At 67.3% G+C, this 11,885-nt stretch carries 9 protein-coding genes; 6 read left to right on the top strand and 3 right to left on the bottom strand.

The window, feature by feature from the left end:
* The 3 genes from A5780_RS18525 to A5780_RS18515 form a co-directional block, all read left to right on the top strand.
* The coding region (locus A5780_RS18525; RefSeq protein ID WP_082976550.1) for a multifunctional oxoglutarate decarboxylase/oxoglutarate dehydrogenase thiamine pyrophosphate-binding subunit/dihydrolipoyllysine-residue succinyltransferase subunit at positions 1-3,629 on the top strand (3,629 nt) is incomplete at its 5' end.
* Between the two features lie 251 nt (positions 3,630-3,880).
* On the top strand, positions 3,881-4,579 hold the full coding sequence (locus tag A5780_RS18520; RefSeq protein ID WP_030514941.1) for a PadR family transcriptional regulator: 699 nt from the start codon (positions 3,881-3,883) through the stop codon (positions 4,577-4,579).
* 93 nt (positions 4,580-4,672) lie between these two features.
* Positions 4,673-6,163: a DHA2 family efflux MFS transporter permease subunit gene (locus tag A5780_RS18515; protein WP_064909089.1), complete on the top strand. Its 1,491-nt coding sequence runs from the start codon at positions 4,673-4,675 to the stop codon at positions 6,161-6,163.
* 158 nt (positions 6,164-6,321) lie between these two features.
* On the opposite strand, the gene A5780_RS18510 is transcribed toward A5780_RS18515, so the two are convergent.
* Positions 6,322-8,031 (bottom strand): molybdopterin-dependent oxidoreductase, encoded by a 1,710-nt coding sequence (locus tag A5780_RS18510; RefSeq protein ID WP_064909088.1) that lies wholly within the window; start codon positions 8,029-8,031, stop codon positions 6,322-6,324.
* A 397-nt stretch (positions 8,032-8,428) separates the two neighbouring features.
* On the opposite strand from A5780_RS18510, the gene A5780_RS18505 reads away from it, so the two are divergent.
* On the top strand, positions 8,429-9,511 hold the full coding sequence (locus A5780_RS18505) for a S1C family serine protease (protein WP_063019046.1): 1,083 nt from the start codon (positions 8,429-8,431) through the stop codon (positions 9,509-9,511).
* Here the strand turns inward: A5780_RS18505 and A5780_RS18500 are convergent.
* Positions 9,478-9,981: a helix-turn-helix domain-containing protein gene (locus A5780_RS18500; RefSeq protein ID WP_063019044.1), complete on the bottom strand. Its 504-nt coding sequence runs from the start codon at positions 9,979-9,981 to the stop codon at positions 9,478-9,480. The genes A5780_RS18505 and A5780_RS18500 overlap by 34 nt on opposite strands.
* Before the next feature lie 119 nt (positions 9,982-10,100).
* Between A5780_RS18500 and A5780_RS18495 the strand changes: the two genes are divergently transcribed.
* Positions 10,101-10,802, top strand: a complete 702-nt coding sequence (locus A5780_RS18495; protein WP_064902045.1) for an SDR family oxidoreductase — start codon at positions 10,101-10,103, stop codon at positions 10,800-10,802.
* A gap of 38 nt (positions 10,803-10,840) precedes the next feature.
* The gene (locus tag A5780_RS18490) at positions 10,841-11,266 is read left to right on the top strand and encodes a tautomerase family protein (protein ID WP_063019032.1); all 426 of its coding nucleotides are present in this window, start codon (positions 10,841-10,843) and stop codon (positions 11,264-11,266) included.
* Between the two features lie 48 nt (positions 11,267-11,314).
* Here the strand turns inward: A5780_RS18490 and A5780_RS18485 are convergent, their stop codons facing one another.
* A complete protein-coding gene (locus A5780_RS18485) occupies positions 11,315-11,740 on the bottom strand; it encodes a VOC family protein (RefSeq protein ID WP_063910944.1) in 426 nt (141 codons plus the stop codon).
* Positions 11,741-11,885 lie beyond the last annotated feature (145 nt).

Genomic DNA, 11,885 nt, shown 5'->3' with positions numbered 1-11,885 from the left:
CTTGGAGCTGGCACGAGTTTCTCGCCGACTACATACCGGAATCGCCGGGTGAGATAGCCAACAGCACTCCCGCCGCCCCGGCGGCCTCCGCTCCGGCCGCGCCCAAGGCCACCGCCGCCGTCTCGGCCGCCGCCGCGCCGCCGCAGGCCCGCGGCAGCAAGCCACAGGCCAGCACCACCCCGGCGCCGACCTCCAACGCCGCTCCCACCAAGACCTCCCCGGCCGAACCGGCCGCCGACGAGTCGAAGGTGCTGCGCGGACCGGCCGCGGCGATCGTCAAGAACATGTCGTCGTCGCTGACCATCCCGACCGCTACCAGCGTGCGCGCCATCCCGGCGAAGCTGATGATCGACAACCGGCTGGTCATCAACAACCACCTCGCCCGCACCCGCGGCGGCAAGATCTCGTTCACCCACCTGCTCGGCTACGCGATCGTCCAGGCGGTCAAGGCGTTCCCGAACATGAACCGCCACTTCGCCGAGGTCGACGGTAAGCCGAACGCGGTCACCCCCGCGCACACCAACCTCGGCCTGGCGATCGACCTGCCGGGCAAGGACGGCAGCCGCACTCTCGTCGTCGCGGCGATCAAGAACACCGAGACGATGTCGTTCGCGCAGTTCCACAGCGCCTACGAGGACATCGTGCGCCGCGCGCGCGACGGCAAGCTCACCACCGAGGACTTCACCGGCGTCACCATCTCGCTGACCAACCCGGGCACCATCGGCACCAACCACTCGGTGCCGCGGCTGATGCCCGGTCAGGGCGCGATCATCGGTGCGGGCGCCATGGAGTACCCGGCCGAATTCCAGGGCATGAGCGACCAGCAGCTCGCCGAGATCGGTATCGGCAAGCTGATGACGCTGACCTCCACCTACGACCACCGCATCATCCAGGGCGCGGAGTCGGGCGATTTCCTGCGCACCATCCACAACCTGCTGATCTCCGACGAATTCTTCGACGAGATCTTCCACGGCATGGGTGTGCCCTACGAGCCGGTCCGCTGGCGCAAGGACATCAAAGAGCGCGGTGTCGACAAGAGCGTGCGCGTCCAGGAGCTGATCGCGGCGTATCGCAGTCGCGGCCACCTGATGGCCGACACCGATCCGCTGCGGCTGGTGAAGGACAAGTTCCGCAGCCATCCCGACCTCGACGTCACCCAGCACGGCCTGACCCTGTGGGACCTCGACCGTGAATTCAACGTCGCGGGCTTCCACGGCCAGGAGCGGATGAAGCTGCGCGACGTGCTGTCGGTGCTGCGCGACGCGTACTGCCGCCACGTCGGTGTGGAGTACACCCACATCCTGGAAACCGAACAGCTGCAATGGATTCAGCAGCGGGTCGAGCAGAAGCACGAGAAGCCGACCGTCGCCCAGCAGAAGTACATCCTGTCGCGGCTGAACGCGGCCGAGGCGTTCGAGACCTTCCTGCAGACCAAGTACGTCGGCCAGAAGCGCTTCTCACTGGAGGGCGCCGAGTCGACCATCCCGATGATGGACGCCGTCATCGACCAGTGCGCCGAGCACGGGCTCGACGAGGTCGTCATCGGCATGCCGCACCGCGGTCGCCTGAACGTACTGGCCAATATCGTCGGCAAGCCGTACTCGCAGATCTTCACCGAGTTCGAGGGCAACATGAACCCGGCCGCCACCCACGGCTCGGGCGATGTGAAGTACCACCTCGGCGCGCACGGCACCTACATCCAGATGTTCGGCGACAACGACATCGAGGTCTCGCTGACGGCCAACCCGTCGCACCTCGAGGCCGTCGACCCGGTGCTGGAGGGTCTGGTCCGCGCGAAGCAGGACCTGCTCACCAAGGAAGACCTGGTCACCAAGGGCGAGGAGGCTCGCACCTTCTCGGTCGTGCCGCTGATGCTGCACGGTGACGCGGCCTTCGCCGGCCAGGGTGTGGTCGCCGAGACGCTGAACATGTCGGGCCTGCGCGGCTACCGCGTCGGCGGCACGGTGCACATCGTGGTGAACAACCAGATCGGTTTCACCACCGCACCGGAGAACAGCCGCTCCACCGAGTACTCGACCGATATCGCCAAGTCGATCGGCGCGCCGATCTTCCACGTCAACGGCGACGATCCCGAGGCCTGCACCTGGGTGGCGCGCCTGGCGACCGACTTCCGCGAGAAGTTCCACAAGGACGTGGTCATCGACCTCATCTGCTACCGCCGTCGCGGCCACAACGAGGGCGACGACCCGTCGATGACCCAGCCGTACATGTACGACGTCATCGACACCAAGCGCAGCGTCCGCAAGTCCTACACCGAGGCCCTGATCGGCCGCGGTGACATCTCGATGAAAGAGGCCGAGGACGCCCTGCGGGACTACCAGGGTCAGCTGGAGCGGGTGTTCAACGAGGTCCGCGAGCTGGAGAAGTACCCGCCGGAGCCGAGTGAATCGGTCGAGCAGGAGCAGACCGTTCCGGGCACCGTCGTCACCGCCGTGGACAAGTCGGTGCTGCAGCGCATCGGCGACGCCTTCCTCGGCGTGCCGGACGGCTTCAACGTGCATCCGCGCGTCAAGCCGGTGCTGGAGCGCCGCCGGGAGATGGCCTACGAGGGCAAGATCGACTGGGCCTTCGCCGAGTTGCTCGCCTTCGGCACGCTGATCGACGAGGGCCGCGCGGTGCGCTTGACCGGTCAGGACTCCCGGCGCGGCACCTTCACCCAGCGGCATTCGGTGATCATCGACCGCAAGTCCGGTGCGGAGTACACCCCGCTGCACAACATCGGCAGCGAGAATCCGGGCTGGTTCGCGGTGCACGACTCGGCGCTGAGCGAATTCGCGGCCGTCGGTTTCGAATACGGCTACTCGCTGGGCAACCCGGACGCGCTGGTCCTGTGGGAGGCGCAGTTCGGCGACTTCGTCAACGGCGCGCAGTCGATCATCGACGAGTTCATCTCCTCCGGTGAGGCCAAGTGGGGTCAGCTGTCGGAGGTCGTGCTGCTGCTGCCGCACGGTCACGAGGGTCAGGGTCCCGACCACACCTCCGGCCGCATCGAGCGGTTCCTGCAGCTGTGCGCCGAGGGTTCGATGACGGTGGCGGTCCCCTCCACTCCGTCGAACTACTTCCACCTGCTGCGCCGGCACGCGCTCGACGGCATCCGCCGCCCGCTGATCGTCTTCACCCCGAAGTCGATGCTGCGCAACAAGGCCGTGGTCTCCAACGTCGAGGACTTCACCGACGCGAAGTTCCGCTCGGTGCTCGAGGAGCCGACCTACGAGAGCGGCGACGGCGACCGGTCGAAGGTCAAGCGGATCCTGCTGACCAGCGGCAAGCTCTACTACGAGCTGGTCGCCGAGAAGGCCAAGAAGAACCGTGACGACGTCGCGATCGTGCGCATCGAACAGCTGTATCCGATCCCGTCCTACCGGCTCAACGAGAAGCTCGCGACCTACCCCAACGCCACGGATCTGGCGTGGGTGCAGGAGGAGCCGGCCAACCAGGGCGCCTGGCCGTTCTTCGGGCTGAACCTGCCGGAGATCCTGCCGGACCGGTTCAACAAGCTGCGCCGCATCTCTCGCCGCGCCATGTCGGCCCCGTCCTCGGGTTCGTCGAAGGTGCACGCGGTGGAGCAGCAGGAGATCGTCGACGAGGCGTTCGCCCCCACCGACTAGGTCGTATCGCCCGCACGCCGGGTCGGATCGCTCTGCCGAGCGGTCCGGCCCGGCGTTCGTCGTATCCGGAGCACGAGCGGCGTCGCACCTCCAGCCGCGTCACATTCGGGGGTCCTCGATCGTCGTAATGAGTGAAACAGTCTTGTGCCGCCCCACTTCCGCGTCGTATATTCGGCGTGGAATATTTGAGCCGGAACATGTCGGTCCGCCCGCGTAGTGTGCGGCGGCAGCGACGAAGGGAGTCGAGACCGATGTCCAAGCAGCCGGGTGCCACGTTGACGCCGTTGGCGATCTCGGTACTGGCGCTGCTGGAAGAAGACCGCATGCATCCGTACGAGATGTACCAACTGCTGCTCAAACGCCGGAAGGACAATCTGCTCAAGATTCGCCCCGGCTCGCTCTATCACACGGTGACCCGGCTGGCCGAACAAGGACTGGTCCAGGCGGAGGGTACCGAGCGTTCGGGTAACCGGCCGGAACGCACCACCTACTGCATCACCGAAGCGGGTACCGCGGCGCTGCGTACCCGGATCGCCGATATCGTCCGGCAGCCGACTCGTGAGTATCCGATCTTTCCCATCGGCTTGGCGGAGGCACACAATCTTCCGGTCGAGGAGGTGATCGCCCTGATCACCGAGCGGATCGGCTGGCTGGACAACGACATCACCGAACTCGACGCCATTCGCGAATGGGCGCGCTCCCGCGAGGTACCCCGCCGGTACTGGATGGTGATCGACTATCTGCGAGGTGTCGCACAACACGAGGTCACGTGGCTGCGCGGACTCACCGAGGAGTTGCGTGACGGCTCGCTGCCGTGGCTGGAATTCGACGAGGGCGGAACCCGTTGCCCCAACAGAACCGGTGACCTCGGTCACGACTGGGGTGCGGCCCTGACCGACGACGTACTCGCCGAGCTGCGGAAAGGTGGTGCGACCGCTGCCGAGCACTGATCGGGCGCAGGTACGCGGCGCGCCCCGAGACCTTCATACGAACCACCCATCGGTCGTCGTCGTCGATCGATGCCGGGAACAGGAACGAAATCTATGACATCGCAAAGAAATCCGTGGCTGGCGCTGACCGCGCTGGTCGTCGGATTCTTCATGATCCTGCTGGATATGACCATCGTCGCGGTGGCCAATCCGGCGATCATGCAGGATCTGCATACCGACATCAACAAAGTCATCTGGGTGACCAGCGCCTATCTGCTCACCTACGCGGTGCCGCTGCTGGTCACCGGCCGCCTCGGCGACCGCTTCGGACCGAAGAACATCTACCTGGCCGGACTGGCGGTCTTCACGCTGGCCTCGCTGTGGTGCGCGGTCTCGGCCAATGTGGAGATGCTGATCGCGGCCCGCGCGGTGCAGGGCCTGGGCGCGGCGTTGATGACGCCGCAGACCATGGCCGTCATCACCCGCACCTTCCCGCCGGACAAGCGCGGGGCGGCGATGGGGCTGTGGGGCGGCGTCGCCGGCCTCGCGACACTGGTCGGCCCGATCCTCGGCGGCGTGCTGGTCGACTGGCAGGGCTGGAACTGGATCTTCTACATCAACGTGCCGATCGGCGTGGTGGCGTTCGCGCTGGCGGTGTGGCTGGTTCCGAATCTGGAAACCCACCAGCACAAGTTCGATTTCGTGGGCGTGGTGCTCAGCGGTATCGGCATGTTCCTGCTGGTCTTCGGCATCCAGGAGGGCAATACCCGGGATTGGGACGCCTGGATCTGGGCGATGATCATCGCGGGCCTGGTGGTGCTGGGGCTGTTCGTGGTGAACCAGGCGCGCAACAAGGACGAGCCACTGGTGCCGCTGAGCCTGTTCCGCGACCGCAACTTCTCGATGTCGAGCGTCGCGATCGCCGCGATGGGCGCCGCGGTCACCTCGCTGATGGTGCCGGCGTACTTCTACCTGGAGGCGGTGCGCGAGTACACCCCGACCCGGGCCGCGCTGGTCTTCGCGCCGATGGCGATCGTCACCGGCCTGACCGCGCCGTTCATCGGCAAGATCTCCGACCGGATGCCGCCGCGCATCCTGCCCACCATCGGATTCCTGGTGTTCGCCCTGACCGTCTTCGGCTTCGCGGCGCTGATGAAGCCGGACAGCTCCATCGCGGTATTCCTGGTGGTCGCGGCCGTCGCCGGTCTGTCGAACTCCTGCATCTGGGCTCCGCTGGCCTCCACCGCCACCCGCAACCTGCCGATTCATCAGGCGGGCGCCGGTGCGGGTGTCTACAACACCACCCGTCAGGTCGGTTCGGTGCTCGGTAGCGCCGCGATCAGCGCGCTGATCTCGGCCCGCATGTCCGCACAGGGGCTGGGCAGCGGCCAGTTCGGCGAGGGTGGCGGCACCGGGATGGGCCACATCCCCGAGCAGATCCTCGACAAATTCAGCACAGCCCTGGGCCAGGCGATGATCCTGCCCGGCGCGATTCTGCTGATCGGTGTGGTGGCTTCGGCCCTGTTCGTCGGCAACTCGGCGAAGAAGCAGCAGGAGGAGACCGAGGCGGGTACCGAGCCGGAGAAGGCAGGCATCCCCGGCTGAGCCCGGTCGGCGCGCCGAACAGGGTGCGCGACAGCGCGATACGAGGTCCGCGTGGCAGTGCTGCCACGCGGACCTCGCCGTGTTCGGCGCGGTGCGCGTAGCCGATCGGCGCCGGGCCGCATTTCCCCCGCTCGGCCGCGCCGGCGGAGGTCGCGCGTCTACCCGACTCGGATCGTCCGCGAGGGGTAGCCGCTCGCCCCGTCCGGAATGACGTCGGCGACCTCCGCGGTCTGAACCGTTCCGGTGCCGTCGGTGGCGCGGGCGCGGACCGTATGCGTTCCCGCGGAGGCGTCCCAGTCGTAACTCCATTGCCGCCACGTGTCGACGGACGGTTCGGCGGCCAGGCGGGCGGGTTGCCACGGGCCGTTGTCGATCTGGACCTCGACGGCGTCGATACCGCGATGTTGCGCCCAGGCCACACCGGCGATGGTCACCTTCCCGGCCCGGACGGCACCGCGCGGGGTGTCGATACGGGTGCCGGTCTTGATGGGCCCGCGTTCGGACCAGCCGCGCCGCGTCCAATAGGCCTGGGCGCGATCGAATCTCGTGATCTCGAGTTCGGTGACCCACTTGGTGGCCGAGACGTAACCGTAGAGTCCGGGCACGACCAACCGGGCCGGATATCCGTGTTCCACGGGCAACGGCTCGCCGTTCATGCCGACCGCGAGCAGGGCGTCGCGGCCGTCGGTGAGCGCGGCGAGCGGACTTCCGGCGGTGAAGCCGTCGGCACTGCGCGACAACACCATATCGGCGTCCGGATGCGGCCCGGCCTCGGCGATCAACGCGTCGAGCCGATAACCCAGCCAGCTCGCGTTGCCGATCAGATCGCCGCCGACCGGATTCGAGACGCAGGTCAGCGTCACCAAGCGTTCCACCGACGGCCGGCGCGCCAGATCGGCGTAGTCGAGCCGGATTTCGCGGTCCACCATGCCGTGGATCCGCAGTGACCACGTCTCCTTGCTGACCTGCGGAACGGTCAGCGCGGTGTCGATCCGGTAGAAGTCGGAATTGGGGGTGAGATACGACGCCAGTCCCGGTACTCGCAGATCCGCGGCCGGATCCACCGGAGGCACAGGCACATTCGGCGGCGGCAACCGCACCGCCGCCCGTTCCCCCGCCACACTGCGGGCGCTCGCCCCGAGTACGCGCCCGGCGATTCCGGCCGCCACCGCCAGTACTCCCACCCCGACGATCCCCCGCATCACCTGCCGTCGATCGACCCGCGCCACATCGGGTTTCACCACGCGGGGCCAGTTGGCTCCGCGCGCACTCAGGCGGGCGTCGTCTCCCTCGAAGGGCGCACCGCCACCCGAGCCCGCCTCGGCTGCTCCACGCTCGATCCGAATCTCTGGCGCGTGAGCCCGGTCCTCTTGCGCCGCAGTGGCTTTCGCCGGATCGGGCACCGCGGCACCACCACCCCGCACCATCGCCGGCGCACCGAACGCCTCGTATCGCCGAATCAACCACCGCAGCGACACGATTGCCAGCGCCACCCCCACGACCGACGGCAGCGCCCAGGTCCAGTTGGCGGCCGGGCGTTCGAGCGCAGCCCACGCCGCCCCGATGCCGAAGACGCCGAGCACCACCGATCCGATCGGCCGCGCGGTTCGCTCGACCACCCCGACGAGCGCCGCGACGATCAGCGCCACCACGCCCATCAGCAGATACAGCATCATTTTGTCGTCGGTGCCGAAGGTGTCGATCGCCCATTCCCGCACCCCGTCGGGCGTGTGATCGACCACCGTCGCCCCGATCGCCGCCAGCGGCGCGCTTCCCGCCCCCACCGGTACCGACACCAACTCCGCGACGCCCAGCGCCAGCCCCGCGGACACGATTCCGCAGGCCGCGCGCAGTCCCGATCCGGCCATAACGGCGAGCGTACTGCGAATTCCCCCCGGTGAACCCGCCCGAACGAGCGCATCGACCACAGCGTCACAGATTCGTCAGAACTCGAAGCCGGACGTGATCCGGCCCATGTCGGCGGTTCCACGGCAAGCACCCAGCCCCTTCTCAGGAATCGCGCGCTTAATTGATAGAGGATCCGAATGCGTCGGGGCCCGGGTCCGAGCCGACACACAGGATGTGACCGAACAGGACGTGATGAGCGTGTATCCGAACGAGGGCAATCGGCCGCACCAGCCCGGACCGTACGAACCACGATCGGGGGCGTACGGTCCGCACGGGTATCCGGGTCAGCCGCCCTACCCGGGGCAGTACCCCTACCCGCAGCAGTATCCGCCGCGAGGACGCGCGCCACGGCACGGCATGACCTTCGGAATGCTGGCGGCCCTGGTCGCGGTGGTGGCGCTCGCCATCGCCCTGGTCGGCTCCCGCATCGACGCCCACGGCCCCGGCCAAGCGGCCCCGTTCGGCCACGGCCAGGGTTCGGTGGTGCAGCCGGTCGATTCGCAACCGCAGTCCGCGGCGCTGGAACAGGCGGCGAACGCGGTGGTGCCGGGCATCGTCGTGATCAACACCGAACTCGGGATGCAGAACGGCGCGGGCGCCGGAACCGGCATCGTGCTCGGATCGGACGGCACCATCCTCACCAACAACCACGTCGTGGAGGGCGCCACCGACATCTCGGCCACCGATCTCGGCAACGGCCGCACCTACAGCGGCAGCGTCGTCGGATTCGACCGTCAGGACGATCTGGCCGTGGTGAAGTTGCAGGGCGCCTCCGGACTGCAGACGGCGCCGCTCGGCGATTCGGACCAGGTGAAGGTCGGCGACGCCATCGTGGGTGTCGGCAACGCGGGCGGCACCGGCTCCCCGACCGCGGCGGGCGGACGCGTCACCGCGCTGGACCGCTCCATCACCGCCAGCGACGAATCGGCCGGCGCCGCCGAGCAGCTGACCGGTCTCATCCAGGTGGCCGCGAACATTCAGCCGGGTGATTCCGGCGGTCCGCTCATCAACAGCTCCGGCCAGGTGGTCGGCGTGAATACCGCCGCATCCCAGGGCTTCCAGCTCGGCGCGAGCGGTGGTCAGGGCTTCGCGATTCCCATGAACAAGGCGAAGACGATCGCCGCGCAGATCCAGGCGGGGAAGAGTTCGGACCGCGTGCACATCGGCGATTCCGCGTTCCTCGGTATCACGATGAGCGATGCCAACGGCTCCGGTGCGCTGGTGCGCAATATCGTGAGTGGCGGTCCGGCACAGGCCGCGGGCCTGGCCGCGGGCGATGTGATCACCGGGCTGGACGGTCACGGCATCGATTCGGCGACCACCATGACCAACACGATGGATCAGCATCACCCGGGCGATACGGTCACACTCACCTGGGTGGACCGCTCGGGACAGAGCGAGTCCGGTCAGGCGTCGCTCGCCCAGGGTCCCGTAGGCTGACGCGACGAGTTCAGCCGAATCTCGATCTCATCGGCCTTCGTGTCCGGTACGGGCTCAGCCGTGACCCGCACCCCCACCACCGCCCCGGATTCCCGGTCGACGAACGACAGCGGCGGCTTTCCATCCTGCAGATATTTGTCGCCCCACTGCATCAGCGACAGGAATATCGGCAGCAGATCCTCACCGGCCGCGGTCAGGCGGTATTCCGCGCGTTCGCGCCGGCCGGGTTCGCGATACGGCACCCGTTCCACGACGCCCGCCGATTCGAGCTGTTTGAGCGCACGCGACACCGCCGGCGCCGACGTTCCGATCCGGGTCGTGAAGTCCTCGAATCGGGTTGTTCCGTAGAAACATTCGCGCACGACGAGGAAAACCGTCCGCGTGCTGAGCAACTCGAGCACCCGTCCGGCCGAACATCGGTCACCGATCGACCAGGCGTCCCGGTCGCTCAGTCGCGGCTCGAACATCATCGACACGAGACCATGTTACCTAACGCTTGCGTTACCCAGCGAGCTGTGCTGTCATCTAACTAACGAGATCGTTATCCAGAGGGTGGGCAGTCGCCCCGAACGATCCGAAAGGACGAGAGATGGCCGGAATCGAAGGCGCGGTCGCACTGGTGACGGGCGGGCAGCGGGGGCTCGGCAGAGCCTTCACCGACGAGCTGCTCAGGCGCGGCGCCGCCAAGGTCTACACCACCGCCCGCGCCCCGAAGGCCGCCGACGACCCCCGCGCCGAGCCGCTCGCCCTGGACGTCACCGACGCCGATTCGGTCGCCGCCGCGGCATTGCGGGCCCGCGACGTCGAGATCGTGGTGAACAATGCCGGCGTACTCCTTCCCGCACCGCTGCTGAGCGCCGATATGGCCGATATCGTCACCACGTTCGACACCAACGTCTTCGGCCCGCTGCGGGTAGTCCAGGCATTCGCGCCGATTCTGGCGGACAACGGCGGCGGCGTCCTGATCGACATCCATTCGGTGCTGTCGTGGGCCGCGGGCGCGGCGGCCTACGGTGCGTCGAAGGCGGCGCTGTGGTCGCTGACCAATTCGCTGCGGCTGGAGCTGGCCGCACAGCGCACGCAGGTGGTCGGCGTCCATCTGGGATTCGCCGATACCGAGATGGTGCGGCGCCTTCCCGGCGACAAGCTCGCGCCGAGCGTGGTGGCCGAGGCTGTCTTCGACGGCGTACTGCGCGGCGATACCGAAGTGCTGGTCGACGACGTCACGCGCGGCGTGAAGGCGGCACTGTCCGGCCCCGTCGAGGGCCTCGCACTGACCATCTCCCGCTGAACCCGTTACCGCACATCATCTTTCGAAAGGAACCACCGATGCCACTGTGGCATGTGCACCACCCCGCCGACACCTATTCCGACGCCGACAAACAGGATTTCGCCCGGGACATCACCGCGCTGTACGCCTCCTTCGGCTTGCCGGAGTTCTACGTCGTCGTGCTGTTCCAGGAGATCGAGGAGACGTCCTTCTTCGTCGGCGGGAAGCCGTCGAACAACACGGTGCGAATCGTCGTGGAACATCTCGCCCGCCATCTGGACGACCCGCAGATGCGCAAGCGATCGACGCAGCGGCTCAACTCGATCATGGAGCCCTACACCGGCGCGCGTGGATTGCACTGGGAATTCCACACTTACGAATCCCCGCGCGATCTGTGGATGATCGACGGACTGTTCCCACCGGACGCCGGCAGCGAGGCCGAAAAGGCGTGGGCGCGCGCCAACGAGCCCATTCCCTACAGCTAGCTCCCCACAACCGACGCCGCCCGGCGGGTCACGGCGTGCGGTCGAAATCTATTCGCCGCCGTACAGATTGATCATCCACGGCACCGAGAATTTGTCGGTGACCATACCGAACTGCTTCGCCCACTCGGTTTTGCCCAGCGGCATGGTGACCTGTCCGCCCGCGGACAGCCCGGTGAAGATCCGTCCGGCCTCGGCCTCGTCGTCCATATCCAGGCAGACGCTGAACGGCACGTTGTCGTGGTTGATCTGCTGATCGGGCGGACAGTCCGACCCCATCAGCAGCTGATCCTCCCGCCAGGTCAACGCGGCGTTGGCGATTCGCTTGCCCACTTCTTCGGGCAGGTTCCCGCCACCGCCGTCACCCATGTCGCGATAGCGAACCATCTGCAGTTCCCCGCCCAGGATCGACTGATAGAAGGTGAATGCCTCCTCGGCATCACCGTCGAACAACAGATATGCGGTAGCCGACTTCACGATTGCCTCCTCCGGAGTGGATACGGGCCTGCGGCCGGCGGCCGCGGCCCCACAGATGAGACGGCGGCAGCCGGAGAAAATCATCGCCGGATATCGCGCATATCGTCGCACGTCGAAACGCAGAACGGCCCGCCTTCTCGAAGGC

The organism is Nocardia sp. 852002-20019_SCH5090214 (genome assembly GCF_001665865.1).
Classification (GTDB): Bacteria; Actinomycetota; Actinomycetes; order Mycobacteriales; family Mycobacteriaceae; genus Nocardia; species Nocardia nova.
The sequence above is the reverse complement of the archived record's forward strand: the minus strand, read 5'-3'. Positions and strand labels throughout refer to the sequence as shown.